This window comes from Erwinia tracheiphila (assembly GCF_021365465.1).
Taxonomy (GTDB): domain Bacteria; phylum Pseudomonadota; class Gammaproteobacteria; order Enterobacterales; family Enterobacteriaceae; genus Erwinia; species Erwinia tracheiphila.
The window spans coordinates 667797-688525 of sequence record NZ_CP089932.1 but is presented as its reverse complement, the minus strand read 5'-3'; the positions used below and the strand labels follow the sequence as shown (position 1 = coordinate 688525).

Annotated in this window: 18 protein-coding genes and 5 pseudogenes; 14 read left to right on the top strand and 9 right to left on the bottom strand. The window is 50.8% G+C overall.

The genetic code is table 11. The features are described 5' to 3' along the window. Nucleotides 1–13: 13 nt before the first annotated feature. From rng to csrD, 6 genes are all read right to left on the bottom strand, one after another. Complete coding sequence (gene rng, locus LU633_RS03590) at nt 14–1483, bottom strand: ribonuclease G (protein ID WP_016190601.1); 1470 nt, start codon at nt 1481–1483, stop codon at nt 14–16. Continuing rightward, nucleotides 1473–2069 (bottom strand): Maf family protein, encoded by a 597-nt coding sequence (locus LU633_RS03585; RefSeq protein WP_016190602.1) that lies wholly within the window; start codon nt 2067–2069, stop codon nt 1473–1475. The genes rng and LU633_RS03585 overlap by 11 nt, the downstream gene beginning before the upstream one ends. 8 nt (nt 2070–2077) lie before the next feature. After that, nucleotides 2078–2566 carry a rod shape-determining protein MreD gene (gene mreD / locus LU633_RS03580; RefSeq protein ID WP_016190603.1) on the bottom strand — a complete coding sequence of 163 codons (489 nt, stop codon included), beginning with the start codon at nt 2564–2566 and terminating at the stop codon, nt 2078–2080. Further along, nucleotides 2563–3600, bottom strand: coding sequence for a rod shape-determining protein MreC (gene mreC / locus LU633_RS03575; RefSeq protein ID WP_016190604.1), 1038 nt, complete (start codon nt 3598–3600; stop codon nt 2563–2565). The genes mreD and mreC overlap by 4 nt, the downstream gene beginning before the upstream one ends. 68 nt (nt 3601–3668) lie before the next feature. Next, nucleotides 3669–4712 (bottom strand): rod shape-determining protein MreB, encoded by a 1044-nt coding sequence (gene mreB, locus LU633_RS03570; protein WP_016190605.1) that lies wholly within the window; start codon nt 4710–4712, stop codon nt 3669–3671. Nucleotides 4713–5036: 324 nt separating this feature from the next. Then, nucleotides 5037–6986, bottom strand: a complete 1950-nt coding sequence (gene csrD / locus LU633_RS03565; RefSeq protein ID WP_040465446.1) for an RNase E specificity factor CsrD — start codon at nt 6984–6986, stop codon at nt 5037–5039. A gap of 192 nt (nt 6987–7178) precedes the next feature. Here csrD and LU633_RS03560 point away from each other — a divergent pair. The 13 genes and pseudogenes from LU633_RS03560 (at nt 7179) to tnpA (ending at nt 18176) form a co-directional block, all read left to right on the top strand. Then, nucleotides 7179–8153, top strand: a pseudogene (locus tag LU633_RS03560) (MDR family oxidoreductase). Between the two features lie 137 nt (nt 8154–8290). Beyond that, nucleotides 8291–9292, top strand: a complete 1002-nt coding sequence (gene msrP, locus LU633_RS03555; protein ID WP_016190609.1) for a protein-methionine-sulfoxide reductase catalytic subunit MsrP — start codon at nt 8291–8293, stop codon at nt 9290–9292. Further along, nucleotides 9292–9894, top strand: coding sequence for a protein-methionine-sulfoxide reductase heme-binding subunit MsrQ (gene msrQ / locus LU633_RS03550; protein WP_016190610.1), 603 nt, complete (start codon nt 9292–9294; stop codon nt 9892–9894). Before msrP ends, msrQ begins: the two co-directional genes overlap by 1 nt. A 237-nt stretch (nt 9895–10131) precedes the next feature. Continuing rightward, nucleotides 10132–10584, top strand: coding sequence for a type II 3-dehydroquinate dehydratase (aroQ, locus tag LU633_RS03545; RefSeq protein WP_016190611.1), 453 nt, complete (start codon nt 10132–10134; stop codon nt 10582–10584). Between the two features lie 21 nt (nt 10585–10605). Continuing rightward, nucleotides 10606–11079 (top strand): acetyl-CoA carboxylase biotin carboxyl carrier protein, encoded by a 474-nt coding sequence (gene accB, locus LU633_RS03540; RefSeq protein ID WP_016190612.1) that lies wholly within the window; start codon nt 10606–10608, stop codon nt 11077–11079. Between the two features lie 11 nt (nt 11080–11090). After that, nucleotides 11091–12440, top strand: coding sequence for an acetyl-CoA carboxylase biotin carboxylase subunit (gene accC, locus LU633_RS03535; RefSeq protein WP_016190613.1), 1350 nt, complete (start codon nt 11091–11093; stop codon nt 12438–12440). Nucleotides 12441–12509: 69 nt separating this feature from the next. Further along, nucleotides 12510–12746: a YhdT family protein gene (locus tag LU633_RS03530; protein WP_016190614.1), complete on the top strand. Its 237-nt coding sequence runs from the start codon at nt 12510–12512 to the stop codon at nt 12744–12746. After that, nucleotides 12743–14194 (top strand): sodium/pantothenate symporter, encoded by a 1452-nt coding sequence (gene panF / locus LU633_RS03525; protein WP_016190615.1) that lies wholly within the window; start codon nt 12743–12745, stop codon nt 14192–14194. The genes LU633_RS03530 and panF overlap by 4 nt, the downstream gene beginning before the upstream one ends. 11 nt (nt 14195–14205) lie before the next feature. Next, complete coding sequence (prmA, locus tag LU633_RS03520; RefSeq protein ID WP_016190616.1) at nt 14206–15087, top strand: 50S ribosomal protein L11 methyltransferase; 882 nt, start codon at nt 14206–14208, stop codon at nt 15085–15087. A gap of 136 nt (nt 15088–15223) precedes the next feature. Continuing rightward, a complete protein-coding gene (locus LU633_RS03515) occupies nt 15224–15958 on the top strand; it encodes a carbonic anhydrase (protein WP_016190617.1) in 735 nt (244 codons plus the stop codon). Between the two features lie 315 nt (nt 15959–16273). After that, nucleotides 16274–17239 (top strand): tRNA dihydrouridine synthase DusB, encoded by a 966-nt coding sequence (gene dusB / locus LU633_RS03510; protein ID WP_016190618.1) that lies wholly within the window; start codon nt 16274–16276, stop codon nt 17237–17239. Between the two features lie 24 nt (nt 17240–17263). Beyond that, a complete protein-coding gene (gene fis, locus LU633_RS03505) occupies nt 17264–17560 on the top strand; it encodes a DNA-binding transcriptional regulator Fis (RefSeq protein WP_016190619.1) in 297 nt (98 codons plus the stop codon). Nucleotides 17561–17789: 229 nt separating this feature from the next. Beyond that, nucleotides 17790–18176, top strand: a pseudogene (gene tnpA / locus LU633_RS03500) (IS200/IS605 family transposase). 336 nt (nt 18177–18512) lie between these two features. Here the strand turns inward: tnpA and LU633_RS03495 are convergent. From LU633_RS03495 to LU633_RS26445, 3 genes and pseudogenes are all read right to left on the bottom strand, one after another. Beyond that, a pseudogene (locus LU633_RS03495) lies at nt 18513–18782 on the bottom strand (terminase large subunit domain-containing protein); the annotation flags it as partial. Nucleotides 18783–19080: 298 nt separating this feature from the next. Continuing rightward, nucleotides 19081–19356 (bottom strand): DUF1493 family protein, encoded by a 276-nt coding sequence (locus LU633_RS03490; RefSeq protein ID WP_016190621.1) that lies wholly within the window; start codon nt 19354–19356, stop codon nt 19081–19083. 41 nt (nt 19357–19397) lie between these two features. Beyond that, a pseudogene (locus LU633_RS26445) lies at nt 19398–19526 on the bottom strand (STM2901 family protein); the annotation flags it as partial. Between LU633_RS26445 and LU633_RS26440 the strand changes: the two are divergent. Then, nucleotides 19522–20397, top strand: a pseudogene (locus LU633_RS26440) (IS91 family transposase); the annotation flags it as partial. The pseudogenes LU633_RS26445 and LU633_RS26440 sit on opposite strands and share 5 nt — an antisense overlap. Between the last annotated feature and the right edge of the window lie 332 nt (nt 20398–20729).

Genomic DNA, 20729 nt, shown 5'->3' with positions numbered 1-20729 from the left:
CGCCACGCCGGGATCACATCATGACCACGTCAAATTGCTCCTGAGTGTAGAGCAGTTCAATTTGAACCTTAACCTGCTTGCCAACGAAGACCTCAACTTCCGCCAGCGCATGAGATTCATCGGTTTTCAACGCATCGGCCACAGCAGGGGACGCATAGACCAGAAAACGGTCTGAGTCATAAGCATGATGCACCCGCACAATTTCACGCATAATCTCATAGCAAACCGTTTCCACCGTTTTTAGCGTTCCGCGGCCTTTACAAACCGGGCAATTTTGGCACAACACATGCTCAATACTCTCTCGCGTACGCTTGCGGGTCATTTCCACCAGCCCGAGCGGCGAGAAGCCATTGATAACGGTTTTCACCCGGTCTTTGCTCAGTGCCTGCTCCAGAGAATACAGCACGCGACGTCGATGGTCTTCATTATTCATATCAATAAAATCGATAATGATAATGCCACCAAGATTACGCAGGCGTAACTGACGGGCAATGGCTTGCGTCGCCTCAATGTTGGTATTAAAGATGGTTTCGTCAAGATTACGGTGCCCGACAAAGGCACCGGTATTGATATCAACCGTGGTCATCGCCTCGGTCTGATCGATAATCAGATAGCCGCCGGATTTCAATTCCACTTTGCGATCCAGCGAACGTTGAATCTCATTTTCCACATCAAACAGATCAAAGATGGGTTGTTTGCCAGTATAAAGCTGAAGCTTTACCGTCATCTCCGGGATGTATTCACCGGTGAACTCGACCAGATGTTCGTAGGTCAGCCGTGAATCAATACGAATGCGATCCAGTGCCGCCCCAGCAAAGTCGCGCAAAATACGCTGCGACAGCGCCACTTCGCCATACAGACGGCAGCGGGTCTGATTACGCTTCTTTCGTTCAATGACTTTCGTCCACAACCGTTTGAGAAAAGCAGCGTCTGAGGCCAGCTCGACTTCACCGACGCCCTCAGCCGCAGTACGAATAATGTAGCCGCCCAGCTCGTCACAGTACGATGCCACCACCGACTTAAGACGCTCACGCTCTTTTTCGCTTTCGATGCGCTGCGACACGCCAACGTGAGACGCACCCGGCATAAAGACCAGATAGCGTGACGGCAGGGTGATGTCGGTGGTCAGACGTGCGCCTTTGGTTCCGAGCGGATCTTTTACCACCTGAACCATCAGGTCCTGTCCCTGCCGAACCAGCTCGGAAATATCGCGGACCGCGAAGTTTTTCCGCTCGTCACCAGCAACACATTCGGTGTGCGGCACGATGTCTGACGCATGCAGAAATGCTGCTTTCTCAAGCCCAATATCGACAAAAGCGGCCTGCATACCAGGCAGTACGCGACTGACACGGCCTTTGTAAATATTGCCTACAATGCCTCTGCGTGCTTCACGCTCAATATGGATTTCCTGAAGGATACCGCCATCAATCAAAGCCACCCTGGTCTCAGAGGGGGTAATGTTAACCAACAACTCAGCTGTCATGATGTCTGTCTCTTACCTCACGCAGCGATTGAAAATGGTTGAGTAGCTCCGTCGTTTCCACCAGCGGAAGCCCGACCACGGCGTGATAGCTGCCGTTGATCTTTCTGACAAAATTTCCGCCTTTTCCCTGAATACCATAAGCACCAGCCTTATCCATCGGCTCGCCGCTGGCAATGTAGGTAGCAATTTCATAGCAGGTGAGAGCCCGGAAGGTGACGTCCGTCGTGACCAGACACGTCAGCTGCTGTTGGCGATCGATCAACGCCACGGCCGTCATCACCTGATGAGTCTGCCCGGACAGTTTAGACAACATCCCGGCGGCTGCCTGTTCATCAACCGGTTTTTCTAAGATCTCATTGTTCAGTACCACAATGGTATCCGCTCCCAGAACGGGCAAATCCTGTTCGGCTATTGCCAGACCAGCACAAGCTTTTTCCCGCGCAAGGCGGCTAACATAAACCTCCGCCCTTTCATCAGGATACCTGATCTCTTCGACTGGCGCGTTCAGAGATTCAAAATGCAGGCCAAGCTGCGTTAATAGTTCACGGCGACGGGGGGAGGCGGAAGCCAGATAGAGGGATACCATAATCGTCCTTATTGAACAGCAAACTGGCGGCGAATTTTTCTCATTAGCAAGAACAGCCAGGGCCATAGAACACCATCAATAACACTGCCCCAAAAAATTTCCGGTCGGAACGAGATGTTAATGACCAGAAACTGGGCCCAGAAAACAATGACATTCATCGCCAGTGACAGCACTATCACTATCATCGCCTGCTGCCAGAGCGCAAGATTACGAAATAGCTGGAATTTAAACGCCACCAGATAAGCAATAATACTGAAAGCCAGAGCGCGTACACCCAGTGTAGAGCCAGAGATCAGATCCATTATAGAACCCATCATGAATCCCGTGCCCACATTCACCCGGTGTGGTAACGCCAGTACCCAATAGATAAGGATAAGCAGCAACCAGGACGGCCGGAAGATTAATAACTGGTCCGGCCACGGCATAATTTGCAGTATCAACGCGACCAGAAATGACAGCCAGATAACCCATCGGCCATGGCTGCGATAGCTGCTCAAGGTTGGCTCCTGTAAGAAGCAGAGGCCGAACGGTTCGCGCCCGGAACGGCAGCCGCAGCTGACGTGTTATTCCCTGCCGGCGTGGGTTGACTGCCAGGAATGGGAGGCCCCATTAGCTCACTGGCAGCTGGCAGAACCTGAGGCATCATCTGCATGAGGCGCTCGTTGGCGACCCGATGCACCTCACCCGGTGCCAGCGGCATCGTACCATTGCGATCAGTTCCCCACAGCAAAAGCAAATAACGCAGCCGCTGCAGTCCTGCGGTGGATCGCGCCTGAATCACCGTATAAGCACGCTGTGTATCCAGTTTCACGTTTGATACCACACCGACCGGATAACCTTCGGGAAAACGTCCCCCCAGCCCGGATGTCACCAACACATCTCCGACACGGATATCGGTGTTACCCGGTAAATGCTCCAGCTGCAAATCTTCCGTGCAACCATTACCTGCTGCGATAACGCGAATATCGTTGCGCAGTACTTGAATAGGTAAAGCGTGTGAGGAGTCGCAAATCAACATTACCCGGCTGGTAATTTTCCCCACCGCGACCACCTGACCGACCACACCTTTATCACTGATAATCGGCTGACCTTCATAGACGCCGTTGACGCTTCCTTTATCGATCACGACTTGATCGGTATAGGGATCGGTCCCGGTCGACAGCACCTGGGCCACCATTTTTTGTTCATCCTGGCGCAGCGGCGAGCCAAGTAATTCGCGCAGTCGGGCATTTTCCTGCCTGAACTGCCCGATTAACAACAATTCACTGTTTTTAAGCATCAGCTCGCGGTGTAACGCTTTATTTTCCAGCTCAAGCTGCTGGCGTGAAGCCAGGGTAGCAGACAGGGAGTCCAAAGCCTGGCGAGGGCCATTAGCCAGAAAATAGAACGGGCTGACGGCCGTATCCATATAAGTACGAATCTGGCTAAAAGCACCCAGACGGCTATCTGCAATAATGACACCTATCGCCACGATGACCGCTAAAAACAAGCGTAATTGCAGAGAGGGACCTCTGCTGAAGATCGGCTTCATAAATTCGGCGTATTCCTCGACATCTTAAAAAAGGAGCGCGGAGAGAATGCCACGCTCCTTCCGGCAAATTATTCTTCGCTGAACAAATCGCCGCCGTGCATGTCGATCATTTCCAACGCTTTACCACCACCGCGGGCAACACAGGTCAGAGGATCTTCTGCCACCACCACAGGAATGCCGGTTTCTTCCATTAGCAAACGATCAAGATTGCGTAACAGCGCACCACCACCGGTCAGCACCATACCCCGCTCGGAAATGTCTGATGCCAGCTCAGGTGGACACTGCTCGAGGGCAACCATCACCGCGCTGACAATGCCAGTTAACGGTTCCTGTAACGCTTCGAGAATTTCGTTGGAATTAAGCGTAAAGCCGCGTGGTACACCTTCAGCAAGGTTACGGCCACGCACTTCTATTTCATGAACCTCATCGCCGGGATAGGCGGAACCAATTTCATGTTTGATACGTTCTGCGGTGGCTTCGCCGATCAGCGAGCCGTAATTGCGGCGCACGTAATTAATAATGGCTTCGTCGAAACGGTCACCACCAATACGTACGGAAGAGGAATACACCACCCCGTTCAGGGAGATAACGGCCACTTCGGTGGTACCACCACCAATATCCACGACCATGGAGCCGGTAGCCTCAGAAACCGGCAGACCCGCGCCGATCGCAGCCGCCATAGGTTCTTCGATTAAAAAGACCTCACGCGCCCCCGCCCCTTGAGCAGACTCGCGGATTGCACGGCGCTCAACCTGCGTTGCACCCACCGGCACACAAACCAGGACGCGCGGGCTGGGACGCATAAAGCTGTTGCTGTGAACCTGCTTAATAAAGTGCTGCAGCATTTTTTCGGTAACAAAGAAATCAGCAATTACGCCATCTTTCATTGGACGAATAGCCGCGATATTGCCAGGCGTACGCCCCAGCATCTGCTTGGCGTCATGACCGACAGCGGCAACGCTCTTTGGAGAACCAGCACGATCCTGACGGATAGCAACAACAGACGGCTCATTAAGAACGATGCCCTGTCCCTTTACATAAATCAGGGTATTGGCTGTACCCAGATCGATGGACAAGTCATTGGAAAACATGCCACGGAATTTTTTAAACATACTGAAGGATAATCCTGCTAGCTGGGGGCGGAAAATAAAATCCGCTTACTTTACCAACCACACGAAGCAGCGACAAGGCGCAAAAATGTTCTACTTCGGTGAAAAATCACGCTATCTCTTCGTCTGAATCATCGGCCATAAACAGACCATCAGAACACCGGAAATCAGACTTCACGCCCCTGCTTTCAGGCGGGTCAACGGACATAACGTACATAAATTCTAACTAAAATATAACATTATTCGGTCTTACTGGTTTACCCAGTCAACCCTCACTGGCAACATGGCCGCGCGGCTATTCTACGTGAAATCCAGATTAACGGCAGGCTAAACTCTGTATCTTTGCGAAAATTTTTTAACATCACTGGTAAGCAATTCAGGGGGGGCAAAATACTCACCCTGCCCCCCCTGAACACCCAGTTCTACCAGCGTTTGCCACTCAGCATCGCGCTTCACGCCTGCTGCAAAAACCCGTGTTGCTGTAGGCTTGCAACTCTCCAGCAGGCTTTGCACGAAAAGTTGATTTTCGGTGCGTTGCTCAATGTTACGAACCAGCCCCGGATGCAACTTAATCAGTTCCACGTCAAACTGCTTGATATAGCTGGTGCTGACCACCGTTAATCCTGCCTGACTGATGGCTATCCGACAGCCAAAACCTTTCAATAATCGAAAAGCCGTACTCAGACGAGTGCTATGTTGACATACGTCGGCTTCAGCAAGTTCAAATAAAATGCAATTTCTTTGCGGTTTCGTGTATTGCAATAGCATATCGCGAAGCCAGCGCTGGAATGAACGCCGTATGATTGCATCGACCATTAATGGAATAGCCAGGGTTTCCTCTGGATAAACGGGCAGTAATGCCAAAATGTTCGCCACTAATTGACGATCATAGCTTTCTGCCAGCCCCAGCTGCTGGACAAACGGCAGATACTCCGCCGATGAAATTTCGTTTTCGCCGTCAAAAATCCTTGGCATAATCTCGTGATGATCAACATGGCCTGCACAGGTTACGGCAGGCTTTTGGTACAAACGCGCGCTGCTACGCTGTAAGGTCTTTTCCAGTAAGGTTCGCCACTTTACGCTGCCGCGACTACGATCCTGCTGCGGTGCCTCACCCACTGACCAGTTATTCCCACCGGATAGCGCGGCATGCCGTGTCGCCACTTCAACACTCTCCATAACTTGCTGGGTGCTTTGTCCGCTAAACCAGCCGCTGATACCAATATGGATCATGTCTTCACGATCTAACTTGCGCATGACTGGCAAGGCATCCACTGCATTGATCAGCTGTGAGGCGATGCCATCCGCATCTTTCAGACTACGATGTGGCAGCAGCACAGCAAAATCGCTACGGAAATAACGTGCCAGTAGCGCGCCGGGGTAGCGCATCACAAAGGTCGAAAGCAGATTGACCAGGTCAAACAAATATTCTTTAGTCAGACTTCTCCCCCAGCTATCGCGCAGAGTATCGAAATCAGCGAAGCGAATCATCATCACCATGCCATGAGCGCCCGTGCCTTCCGTATCTTCCAGCATGGTCGACAACTGATTGTCGAAAAACATGCGGTTATTGAGTCCGGTTTTCGCATCTTTCGAGGCAAAGGCACGAATTAACGTATCAACGCGGTTGCGCTGTTCCGCTGCTTCGTGAAGATCGCTTAATAGCAGATCGATAGCGCTGCTCGCTTTGGGAGTCCACTCGTGTACGCTTCCCTGCCGAATAGTACCTCTCTGCCCTTTCAGCACTTTTTCGGCGCGCAGCTCCAGATGTTCCATCCCCTGCAGCTGGCGATATAGCCAACGGTGAGCCAGTATCATAATCAGGATCAAGGTGCTGACGATAAAAATGATGATAGTGAAAATAGAAGCGCCAATAAAAGAATTTAGCCAGGTTTTGGCGGTATCAACCCAGATAATCCTGAGCGCAAAGGCAGGGTGATTTTCTAATGTAATGTTAGTCTCACGATATTTGTTCGGTTCATCTTCCAGCACGGCATCCTGGTGATGAGTCAGCTCCAGCGATTTCTTACCGTTTTCAATAAACAGGATGCGATGGATTTGCAACGGTCCCATGACCTGCGGTAACCAGGGCAACATCTGTTCCGGCGTTTCATTCACCAGCGCGGCATCAATATCTTGCGACATGGTTAGTAAACGGTGCTCGGCGCGCTCATCGCTAAGATAGAAGAAGCTTATTATGCATCCCACCAGCATGAGTAACATCGCGCCTGCGCTGAGTAGAGTGATTATGGCTGAAAGCCGGGTGGTTAGTCGCATCCTTGTGCTCTTCAAATACGGTTAAAATAATTCATTAATCGGCTGCTGCAGGTTAATGACGTTAAATTGCGGCTGAAAATACCATATCCTGGCACAGGTTTTATCAGATGATTTCAAAATAATGGTGGAGGCCGGGAGCATAGTGTCGTCAGTCCATCATTGTACGCTGACCGTCATTTCAATGAGATTCTCATGCAAGCACTTATTATTGAACAGGAAGAGGGCAGAACCTGGGCGCAGGTAAAAAACATCAATACCGATGCGTTGCCGCCGGGAGATGTGCTGGTGGATATAGACTGGTCAGGTATCAACTACAAAGATGCGCTGGCCATCAGCGGACAGGGAAAAATTATCCGCCAGTTCCCCATGATCCCAGACATCGACTTCGCCGGAAAAATTCAACACAGTGCCGATCCCCGTTTTCAACCCGGTCAGGAGGTACTGCTTACCGGCTGGGGCGCAGGCGAAAATCATTGGGGAGGGTTCGCTGAACAGGCACGAGTGAAAGCAGACTGGTTGGTACCGCTACCCGACAGGCTGGACGGACGGAAAACCATGATTATCGGTACTGCAGGTCTGACAACAATGCTATGCGTGATGGCACTGGAAGACGGGGCGTTACGCCTGAAAGCGGAGAGGTTGTCGTCACTGGTGCCAGTGGCGAAGCAGGAAGCACGGCTGTCGCCCTGCTGAACGCATTAGGCTACCGGGTTGTCGCCGTCAGCGGACGTGCCGCCGCCCACGGCTATCTGCGCAAACTGAGCGCAGGTAACATACTGCCCCGTGATGCGTTCAGTGATGCCCGACCGCTGGAGAAACAACACTGGACCGGTGCCATAGATACCATGGGTAACAACGTGCTGGCATGCCTGCTGGCACAGATGAATTATGCGGGCGTGGTGGCAGCCTGCGGGCTGGCAGGTGGATTTGCGTTGCCCACTACGGTGATGCCGTTTATTTTGCGCAATGCCCATCTTCAGGGTATTGATTACGTCAACACGCCGACGCCTCTTCGGTTAAATACCTGGCAAAGGTTATCCGTCCTGCTGCCAGAAAGCTTTTATCAACTGGCTACCCGTGAAGTTTCGCTGGTGCAAGCCGCACGAGGGTGCAATCAGGCTGATAAACAATGACATCACTGGCCACCTGATGGTAAAAATCCACTAATGGCTGCCGCCAGTTAAGACTGACAGCGTAAACCCAGCATCAACACATCACTTTTTTTTCCACTGCAAACTCGCAAGCCTGACGCTTTTTGCTCATGATGAAAGCTGCCCGTACCTAGGTCCCAGGAGACGCACCCAATGAAACCCGTGAATAAACTGACTGAAAACGATGTCACCCCTGAAAATATTTTCAATGTGAAGCGCCGTCAGATTTTGAAAATGTTGGGCATCAGCACTGCCGCGCTGTCACTGCCCTGCGCTCAGGCGGACCTGCTGTCATGGTTTAAAACAGATAGCCAGGCAAATGCCGTTACGGGTAAGCCCCTTATCTTTTCCAGCCCGGCACAATATCAGGCGGATTTGGCCTTGACGCCGGAGAATAAGGTCACAGGTTACAATAATTTCTATGAGTTTGGCCTGGACAAAGCCGCCCCGGCTGCGAATGCCGGTGCGCTGAAAACCACTGACTGGAAAATTGAAATCACCGGGGAAGTGGCAAAGCCAATCACATTAAGTATGGATGACATTTTTAAACGTTTCCCAATGGAGCAGCGCATCTATCGTATGCGATGTGTCGAAGCCTGGTCGATGGTAGTGCCCTGGATTGGCTTTGAACTGGGAAAATTACTCAAACTGGTCGAACCCACCAGCAATGCCCGCTATGTTGCCTTTCAGACCCTGTATGCACCCGATGAAATGCCGGGCCAGAGAGATCGTTTTATCGGCGGCGGAATCGATTATCCCTACGTCGAAGGATTACGACTGGATGAGGCAATGCATCCGCTTACTATTCTGACCACCGGCGTCTATGGTAAAACACTGCCGCCGCAAAACGGTGCACCTGTGCGTTTAACGGTGCCATGGAAATACGGTTTCAAAGGCATTAAATCCATTGTCAAAATTACTCTGGTCAGGGATATGCCGCCCACCACATGGAATCATCTTGCCGCCGACGAGTACGGATTTTATGGCAACGTCAATCCACAGGTTGATCATCCGCGCTGGTCGCAGGCGACCGAGCGCTTTATCGGAGCCGGCGGCATCCTTGATGTAAAACGTCAGCCCACGCTACTGTTTAACGGTTACGAAGAACAGGTAGCATCGCTTTATAAGGGGATGAATTTGCGGGAGAATTTTTAATGTTCCGCATGAATATTAAACATATCACCGTCCTGAAAATCGCGCTTCATCTCGCCGGATTTTTGCCGCTGCTCTGGCTGATTTTGTCCGTTGATCAGGGCTGGTTGAGTGCCGACCCGGCAAAAGACATTCAACATTTTACAGGCAGAATGGCGTTAAAGTTTTTACTGGGAACGCTACTGGTGACGCCGCTGACGCGCTACGGAAAGCAGCCTTTGCTAATCAGAGTCCGTCGGCTATTGGGCCTGTGGTGCTTTGCCTGGGCAACATTGCATCTGGTGAGCTACTCAGTATTAGAGCTGGGTATCAGTAATCTGGGTTTTCTCGGCGCGGAAATAATCCGTCGGTCCTATCTGATGCTGGGGCTTATCAGCTGGTTTATTTTGTTGATGTTGGCCCTGACATCCTTCCAGAAAGCACAGAGGGCGTTGGGGAAACGCTGGCAATTATTGCACAATACCCTTTACATCGTGCTGATCCTTGCACCCATTCACTATCTGTGGTCAGTGAAAGTTTTTTCTCCTCAACCATGGATTTACGCCATCATCGCACTTATTTTGCTGGGCTTACGCTACAAAAAAATGCGTCGCTGGTGGCATTAAGGCAGGTCGACTGCTTCATGTGACCTTCTTTAAACTGCGGAGAAACCCGATGCGCGAAGGTAATGAACGATAATCTTCGCTGATAAGACCAGTGTTTAGCTGTGAATTGCCACGAAATCGTTATAATGCCAGGCGTCAAAGCGGCGCTGAAACCAAATTTTATCGATAGAGGTGACAAATGGCTTTACGCATTGTATTTTGTGCGATGATCCAATTATCGCAGGAGATAGCAGCAAGATGGCTGAAAAGTTCCACATACTGCTCTTAAACGGCCCCAACCTCAACTTACTGGGAACCCGTGAACCAGAGAAATATGGGGAAACGACGCTGGCAGAGATCGTGAGCGACTTAACATCGCAGGCTGACGCCCTCAAGGTGAAGTTGAGTCATCTTCAGTCCAATGCGGAATATGTTCTGATTGACCGCATTCATGAGGCTAAAGATCGTGTCGATTATATCGTCATCAATCCGGCTGCTTTCACCCATACCAGCGTGGCGCTTCGTGATGCACTGCTTGCAGTCAACATCCCGTTTATCGAAGTACATCTGTCAAACGTGCACGCTCGTGAGCCTTTTCGCCATCATTCTTATCTTTCTGATATTGCTGCGGGTGTTATCTGTGGCCTTGGTGCCGAGGGTTACTCTTGGGCTTTACAGACAGCTGTAAAACGCCTGTCACAATCTAATTAAACAGAGTACGGAACCACAATCATGGATATTCGTAAGATTAAAAAACTGATCGAACTGGTTGAAGAATCAGGTATTTCTGAACTGGAAATCTCTGAAGGTGAAGAGTCCGTTCGCATCAGTCGCTCTCCAGCCAACACGGGTTACCCCATGATGCAGCAAGCCTACGCAGCGCCCATGATGCCGCAGGCACCTGCGCTGGCAACTGCCGTTGCTCCCGCCACGACATCGGCAATGGAAGCACCTGCGGCTGCCGAGATCAGTGGTCACATCGTACGTTCACCAATGGTGGGGACGTTCTACCGTACCCCAAATCCTGACGCTAAAGCGTTTGTTGAAGTCGGCCAGAAAGTGAATGCTGGTGACACTCTGTGCATCGTCGAAGCGATGAAAATGATGAACCAGATCGTAGCCGACAAATCTGGCGTTGTGAAAGCGATTTTGGTGGAAAGCGGTCAACCAGTTGAATTTGACGAGTCGCTGGTAGTCATCGAATAACGAGGCCAACCATGCTGGATAAAATTGTTATAGCCAACCGCGGTGAGATCGCCCTGCGCATTCTTCGTGCCTGTAAAGAACTGGGCATTAAGACTGTCGCCGTGCATTCCAGTGCAGACCGCGACTTGAAACACGTTCTGCTGGCAGATGAAACCGTCTGTATCGGTCCTGCTCAGTCAGTTAAAAGTTACCTGAACATCCCTGCGCTCATCTCGGCTGCAGAAATTACCGGGGCCGTGGCTATTCACCCCGGATATGGATTTCTGTCCGAAAATGCGGATTTTGCCGAACAGGTTGAGCGTTCTGGCTTTATTTTTATCGGTCCCAGAGCGGAAACCATCCGTCTTATGGGCGACAAAGTCTCCGCTATTACCGCGATGAAGAAAAGCGGCGTGCCAACCGTTCCGGGTTCGGACGGTTCACTGGGCGATGATATGGATAAAAACCGGGCCATCGCTAAACGCATCGGCTATCCGGTGATTATCAAAGCCTCTGGCGGCGGCGGCGGTCGCGGCATGCGCGTCGTTCGCAGTGATAAAGATCTTGAGCAATCAATTAATATGACGAAAGCGGAAGCCAAAGCGGCTTTCAATAACGACATGGTTTACATGGAAAAGTACCTGGAAAATCCACGCCATATCGAAATTCAGGTGCTGGCAGATGGCCAGGGCAATGCCATTTATCTTGCTGAACGCGACTGCTCAATGCAGCGCCGCCACCAGAAAGTGGTGGAGGAAGCGCCAGCACCGGGCATCACGCCAGAACTGCGTCGCTTTATCGGCGAGCGCTGTTCCAAAGCCTGTATTGAAATTGGCTATCGAGGTGCAGGTACTTTTGAGTTTCTGTTTGAAAATGGTGAGTTCTATTTCATTGAAATGAACACCCGTATTCAGGTTGAGCACCCGGTGACAGAAATGATCACCGGTGTGGATCTGATCAAAGAGCAGCTGCGTATCGCAGCCGATCAACAACTGTCGATCAAACAGGAAGACGTGGTGATTCGCGGGCATGCAGTGGAATGCCGCATTAATGCGGAAGATCCCAATACGTTTCTGCCCAGCCCCGGAAAAATCACGCGCTTCCATGCACCGGGTGGGTTTGGCGTGCGTTGGGAGTCACATATTTATGCAGGCTATACCGTTCCTCCCCACTACGATTCAATGATTGGCAAACTGATCACCTACGGCGAAACCCGTCATGTGGCCATTGCACGCATGAAGAATGCGCTGGCAGAGCTGATCATTGACGGTATCAAAGTGAATGTTGAGCTTCAAATGAAAGTCATGGACGATGAAAATTTCCAGCGTGGCGGCACCAACATCCACTATCTGGAGAAAAAGCTCGGCCTTCAGGAAACCTGATACACCCTGGGATGATGAAAAAGGCTGGCTTGACCGGCCTTTTTCTTTATCAGTCATTGAGGTTAAGAAATGGATAAACGCTTCATTCAGGCTCATCGTGAAGCACGTTGGTCGTTTTTACTGGCCGTCGCCTATATCGCCTGCTGGGCGTTAGCGCCTACCCTTGCGGGCAATGAAATCGGACTAACAGGTCTGCCTCAGTGGTTTGAGGTGGCCTGCCTGCTGGTCCCTGCCCTGTTTATTTTTCTCTGCTCGCTGATGGTCAGGCGAATATTTCGTGATATTCCGCTGGAGGATGATCAATGAATGCAGTGATTATTCTGCCCTTGATAGCTTACCTGTTGCTGATCGCCGGTTTGTCTGTCTATGCCATGCGAAAAAGGCGCGAGGGTAGCTTTCTGATGGAGTATTTCCTGGGAAGCCGCTCAATGGGCGGCTTTGTCCTGGCCATGACACTCACCACAACCTACATTAGCGCCAGCTCTTTTATTGGTGGACCGGGTGCGGCCTATAAGTACGGGCTGGGCTGGGTATTGCTGTCGATGGTACAGGTTCCTGCCCTCTGGCTTTCTCTGGGAGTCCTTGGCAAGAAATTTGCTATCCTTGCCCGCCACTATCAGGCCGTCACACTGAACGATATGTTGTTTGCACGCTATAGCAGCACGCTGCTGGTCTGGTTCGCCAGCATCAGTTTATTAGTCGCTTTTATTGGCGCAATGACGGTACAATTTATTGGCGGCGCACGCCTGCTGGAAACGGCGGCGGGCATCCCTTACAGCACGGGACTGTTGATATTTGGCTTAAGTATCGCCCTTTACACCGCGTTCGGCGGCTTCCGTGCCAGCGTGCTCAATGATGCAATGCAAGGAATGGTGATGCTGGCAGGGACTTTTTTGCTGCTTTTTGCTGTTATCTATGCGGCCGGCGGCGTAAAGAGTGCGGTGATTAAACTACAGCAAATTAATCCGCAGCTGATCTCACCGGGCGGTGTGGATGGCATCCTCAGCCCGACTTTTCTGGCTTCTTTTTCGGTGCTGGTATGTTTTGGCCTTGTCGGGTTGCCTCATACCGCCGTGCGCTGTATTTCCTACAAAGACAGTAAAGCTGTTCATCGCGGCATCACTATCGGGTCGGTAGTCGTTACGGTATTAATATTTGGTATGCACCTGGCTGGTGCACTGGGCAGAGCCGTGTTGCCGGATCTCGCCATTCCCGATCTGGTGATCCCAACCTTGATGATCCATGTATTACCGCCAGTTGCCGCAGGGATCTTTCTTGCAGCGCCAATGGCAGCGATTATGTCGACGGTCAATGCGAAGTTGCTGCAATCATCCGCGACTATCGTCAAAGATCTTTTCCTACGCGTCAGCCCGCACCATATCGCTAATGAAGCTTTACTAAAAAAAATCTCGGCATTGACGACCCTGGTATTGTGCCTGCTGTTAATACTGGCCGCCTGGCGGCCACCAGAGATGCTCATCTGGCTGAATCTGTTAGCATTTGGTGGCCTGGAGGTAGTGTTTCTTTGGCCGCTGATACTGGGGCTTTATTGGTCAAAAGCCAACGCGGCCGGCGCACTTTGCAGCATGATGGCCGGTACAACTTGCTATATTTTGCTGGCCGGGCTGTCGCTGCAACCGCTGGGCTTTCACCCTGTTGTTCCCTCACTGTTGTTGAGCCTGATTGCTTTTGTAACTGGCAACCGTTTTGGCCGGGTTGAAGAGTCAGCCCGGTCTTTCACTCAGAATGATTAAAGAGAACCGCAATGCCCTGGATACAAATGAAAATTAACACCACTGGCGCTCAGGCTGAAGAACTGGGTGATGCGCTAATCGAACACGGGGCGGTGTCGGTTACTTTCCAGGATACACATGATAACCCGGTGTTCGAGCCTCTGCCCGGTGAAACACGGCTGTGGGGTGATACGGATGTTATCGGACTGTTTGATGCCCAAACAGGCATGGCAGAGATCGTTGCTGCAATGCAATATCATCCACTGCTGAGTGAGGGGTTTCACCACAAGATTGAGCAGATCGAGGATAAAGACTGGGAACGTGAATGGATGGATAATTTCCACCCTATGCGCTTCGGTCAGCGGCTGTGGATTTGCCCCAGCTGGCGCGATGTGCCTGACCCGGACACTGTGAATGTGATGCTCGACCCCGGGCTGGCGTTTGGTACAGGAACCCATCCCACAACTGCGCTGTGCCTGACGTGGCTGGATGGCCTTGATCTGACCGATAAAACCGTTATCGATTTCGGCTGTGGTTCAGGCATTCTCGCCATAGCTGCGCTGAAGCTGGGAGCGGCAAAGGCTATCGGTATTGATATTGATCCGCAGGCTATTCAGGCCAGCCGCGATAATGCCGGGCGCAATGGTGTTTCAGAGCAGCTTTCTCTCTATCTTCCTCACCAGCAGCCCGACAACCTCAAGGCGGATGTGGTCGTGGCAAATATCCTGGCGGGCCCACTGCGTGAACTGGCGCCATTGATCGGTATTTTGCCTGTTAAGGGCGGGCATCTGGGGTTATCTGGCGTTCTGGCCAGTCAGGCCGAGAGCGTCTGTGAAGCCTATGCAGAAAAGTTTGCGCTTGATGCGGTAGCTGAGAAAGAAGAATGGTGCAGAATTACCGGGATTTGTCGTTAAGTCTTTCTGTGATCTTCTTTTTTCAGAGATAACCAACTTTGTCAGACATGGCAAATAGCATTACAATTAGCAGGTCTTTAACAGCTTAACTTATCGGTACCGGGAATGGTGCCGGAACCACTAAAGATAAGGGATTATGAAGATTAAAACCTCAGTACTGCTGCTTTCCGTAGCCGCTTTCCTTTCGCCCGTCAGTTCTGCCAGTCACTGGTCATACGAAGGGCGGCAATCCCCCGAACACTGGGGGGAATTGAGTAAAGCATTCCATGTCTGTCATGAAGGAAAATACCAGTCCCCCGTAGATATCAATCAGGTGATCCACGGCAATAACCCTGACCTTAAGATTCAGTTTCATACCGATACCGAAACCATCGTCAATAATGGCCATACTATTATGATCACCGTCAGAGACGACGATCATCTCTTGTTGGATGGTAAAAAGTTTACTCTTAGGCAGTTCCATTTCCATGCCCCCAGCGAAAATCATATCGAGGGAAAAGCCTGGCCGCTCGAAGCGCACTTTGTTCATGCCGATGACAATAATGAACTGGCAGTACTGGCCGTTATGTTTGAAGAGGGTGAAGAAAATCAGGCTCTGGTGCCATTAATTGCGGCATTTCCAGCGAAAAAGAATTACCCGCAGGTTTTAAATCACGGCATTGACCTTAGCCAGTTGCTGCCAGCTGATCAGAGCTATTATCGTTTCAGCGGTTCACTGACCACGCCCCCCTGTACCGAAGGCGTTCGTTGGCTGGTAATGAAGCATCCGGTTACGCTGTCAACCAGTCAGCTGAAAATGTTTCAACATGCGTTAAAGTACGCGAACAACCGTCCGATACAACCCCTGCATGGAAGAATGATTGTCGATTAATTTTTCACACCCTTTGCATAAAAAGAAGGCATGCGTGTTTTGTCAGATAATGAGAATAGAGAAGATATGGCTTTTTCACGTCAGAATTCCGGTGTTTATGTTGTTAAGTTGTATACGAAAAAAGAAAAAAAAATTGTATGCAAAATAACCTTAAATTCTCAATGCATTGTTTATTATACATATTTATTTTTTCTCAAAGCGGATAACGTGTTGCATTGCCCTCTGAAGGTGAATCGCTCAAAGTTTGGCCTTTCATCTTCGGGGAAAAATGCGTAATATACGCCGCCTTGCGGACACTCTATGGTCACTTTTTTCATGCGCATAGGAAACCACCAGCTTCGTAATCGCCTGATTGCTGCGCCAATGGCCGGGATAACCGACAGGCCTTTTCGAACTCTTTGCTATGCAATGGGCGCTGGTATGACCGTGTCGGAGATGTTGTCATCGAATCCCGAAGTCTGGGCCAGTGACAAATCACGACTGCGTATGGTTCACAGCGATGAGCCTGGTATTCGAACAGTGCAAATTGTCGGCTGTGATCCCGCAGAGATGGTTGAAGCCGCCCGCATTAATGCTTTATCAGGTGCGCAGGTGATCGACATCAACATGGGATGTCCAGCTAAAAAAGTGAACCGTAAGATGGCGGGTTCTGCCCTGCTTCAGCACCCTGAGTTGGTTAAATCGATTCTTTCAGCGGTGGTGAATGCAGTGGAAGTTCCCGTTACGCTGAAAATTCGTACCGGCTGGGATGTAGACAACCGTAATTGTGTAGATATTGCCCAACTGGCTGAACGCTGTGGCATTCAGGCCCTGACCGTCCACGGACGTACACGCGCCTGTTTGTTCAACGGTGAAGCTGAATATGACAGCATTCGGACAGTTAAGCAGAACGTTTCTATTCCCGTCATCGCGAATGGAGACATTACTGACCCGCATAAAGCCAGAGCCGTGCTCGACTATACGGGGGCTGATGCCCTTATGATAGGACGTGCGGCTCAGGGAAGACCTTGGATCTTCCGGGAAATCCAGCACTATCTGGACACTGGGGAGCTGCTGGCACCGATGCCACTGGCTGAAGTTAAGCGCTTGCTCATCGGGTATTTACGGGAACTGCACGACTTTTACGGTCAACGCAAGGGATACCGTATTGCCCGAAAGCACGTCTCCTGGTATCTCCAGGAGCATGCCCCAAACGACCAGTTTCGGCGCACATTCAACGCCATAGAGGATGCCAGCGAACAGCTGGAGGCGTTGGAGGCATACTTCGAAAAACTTGCGTAATAAAAATAAAGAGCTGACAGAACTATGTTCGAACAACGCGTAAATTCTGACGTACTCACCGTTTCAACCATTAATTCACAAGATCAGGTAATCCAAAAACCTCTGCGTGATTCGGTTAAACAGGCACTGAAGAACTATTTTGCTCAACTAAATGGTCAGGATGTTAATGATCTGTATGAGCTGGTTTTGGCTGAAGTGGAACAGCCTTTGTTGGATATGGTGATGCAATATACCCGTGGCAACCAGACCCGTGCAGCCCTGATGATGGGCATCAACCGCGGTACACTGCGTAAAAAGCTGAAGAAATACGGCATGAACTGACAGACCCTTGCTATCATGTTGTTTATAAAGGCGTTTCACCTCATGGTGTGACGCATTTTTTATCCCTGAATGAACACCACCTCCTGTGGGGGTGGTCAGCAATAAGCTGGCTCTGCCAGTCATGCTACTCATGGGAAAATCCGAATCTGTTATCCCCATAACTGCCAGGGATTTAACCATGAGTAGATTCCAGAAAGCATCTCATGTGCCCTGATGTTGTCAATATCATATCGTATGGACACCCAGGTACCGGTTTCGCATCCTTAGTAACAATGTTGGTAAAGAGGTCTGTGAGCCGATAAGGATCTCAGGTGAGCAGCCCGGGATAGAAGTAGTGTAGCTGAATGTCCAGACAGACCATGTCCATTTGCGGGTAAAAGTGCCTCCATGGCTTTCGATTTCCCATGTAACAGGCGACTTAAAGGGTAAAACAGCCCTTCGATTGTTCAGTAAATTTCCCTGCCTGCGTAAGAACAAGCAGTGGGGGAATGATTTTTGGGCAAGAGGTTATTGTGTCGATACCGTAGGTATAAACGAAGAAATGATAATAAAGTACGTGAAGTATCAGGAAAAACATGAAGTTGAAGAGAGCCAGCTTCCACTGAAAGAAGTGTGAAGGGAAGGCTCTCTGAGTCTGGACTTAGTGCGCCCCTGTGGGGCGAAATCAATGCCACCTGCTATACAGGTGGTTTTTTACTAGTGTTTATACAAATGTTTAGATGAACAGCACTGGAAGCATAAGAACAAATCGCCTCTTTTAGTGGTATTGCAGTTTACCTGTACTACTATCGGCGGCGGGGATGGTGGGGTTTATTCCAGGTGTAGGTAGTGCTGGCTGAACCGTTCAAGGTCTGCCCTGCGACGCTGTGCGATCAGTGCGCGTGAAAGGGCTTGCCGGATAATGAGGCGGTCGCAACCGTCAAGCTCGTAACCGTCCTGTTTCATCGCAGCGGCCAGCTGTTGTAATGGCAAAAAGAATGCCTTCAGGCCGTGCGTCCATGCCCAGCTCAGGCACGGAGTAAACGCTGTTATCCGGGTGCAGGTGATACTCGCCCACAATGGCAAGGCAGGGGTTAGTCCCTTCGATGGTGGCAGCTTTGGCGGCCAGCGGTTTCAGGCGGGAAATATCAGTATCAAGCGTTTCAGCCCGGGCGCGGAGCTCGTCGAACTGTTTACTCTCATCGGTGTTCAGGTTGCGCTTTTCCTCAGTGGCTTTATCCATGATGGACCGCATCCGGGTTTTAAGGCGGCTTTTGCCTGGCGGAGTTCAGGCAATTTTTTCATGTCGTGGTTTCTCGTAACGTTAAGTGTTGAGACGTGAAACCAGGCAGGGAATGGGGAGGCCGCTAAATCTTTTTCTGCATCCCACAGGCTGTACTCGCCACAGCCTGATTTAACGGCCAGTGGCGGCTCACGTCTGAGTGCCACTTATCAAGATATACATGAAAAATATAAAAAACCCGTCAGAGACAGAGTTAAACATGGGTACGAATAATTTACAAAATTATTTATTCCGGCGCTCAGTCATAAATCCAGCGGCCAGCCTTTGAAGATTCAATAATCATTTCCAGCGTCAAGTTTTTAAACTTACGGCCTCGAAACTCCTTTTTAAGCCTCAACTGCCACCAGCACAACCCCGGCATAAAGTAATCATCTAAATTAAAATTATCGTGCTCAATTCCATATCGGGTGAACAGGTCAAACAGCATTTCTTCCAGATCTTCTTGAATAAAATTAAAATGCTCCTGAAACGTCCATTCCTTCTTTGCCGGAGAAGATCGCTCCCCGTACTTCATAGTAACGTAGTCTAATAATTATTGTTCATCAGTCAGTAGCATCAGAAATAAGTCCATGCAATCCGATCGTTCGCTCGGGCTATCAGGTTATATTTTTCTCTCGTCTCTTTGGCTACAAGGGTAACTATAAGCATCACCTGAACGTAGCCAATATAAGGAACAGCCCTGCCCGGCTGCGCATGGCAGCCTGTCACCTTTACCATGTCCCACCTGCTGTGGCCCTTTTTCAGCAACAACCGGCCCCTGCTCAACGACTTGTTCCGCTGCACCACACGGGCCATGCTGAAGTGGGTGCGCCGCCAGGGTATCGAGGTCGGTATCTTCTGCGCCCTTCATACTGACGGCCGCCAGCTTAATCAGCACCCCCATATCCACGTTTCCGTCACCCGCGGTGGACTTGACGTTAAGCACGACGTCTGTTCAAAAAGAAGGCCATTGAGGAAATCTGGCGGGGTGTCGTTATCCGCCTGCTGCGCGGCAGCTATGAGCGGGCCAGCCCCGACACCCTGCCGGGACTGGGAGCAGTGGCGGCGTTACCTGAAGGCACAGTATGGTCGCCACTGTAAGGTACACTTCGCGAAGAATACCCGGGGTACCTGACACAGCGTGAAATATCTGGAACACTACCTTTAGCGCCCGCCGGTGGCGCGGTGGTCCCCCATTACCTCGGCCACTGCAGGGGAAAGCATAAACGCCAGACGCTGAGTCAGGAAGAGATGATCGGGTGCTATATCAGCCACGTACCGGCGCGGCATTTTAAGATGGTGCGCTACTCCGGCTTTCTGGCCAACCGCAGGCGGGGTACGCTGCTGCCGAAGGTCTGGGAAGCGCTGTGACGGTAAGGGAAAAACCGAAGCGGCCCGGGTTTGCGGTGCTGATGAAAGGCTTCCCGGACACAGATCCGTACGAGTGCATCCTCTGCAAAGGCCGTCTGCGTTTTGCTGGCACCGTGGAGGGGATGAGCACGCCACAAAAATGCTCTCTGACAGGCTGCATCAGATGGCGAAAAAACGATGCCTGCGGATGCCTGAGCTGGAACAAATGCGGGAAGCATCCATAGCGACAGCCGCTTTTAATCTGTATGGAGGAAATTCCAAAAATCGTCTTTTGCTGGATAGTTGCCTTCTTTACAGATGCCTCCATGCTCATGGCTCAACAATGATTTGACCAGAATCAATGCCATCTGCCCTGGCTGTATTCGTATCCTGTATCAGCGTTAAGCAACCTGCTGCCCGCCGCAAAAAGTTGTATCCGTATTGACGGCGGAGCAGAAGTGGCAATGCGTGATGCAGAAATATTTTTGCCATTCCGCACTAATGAGGTGCATTGCCCGACTTTTGTATTGCACCCTGCGGACGCAATACAGAGCGAGT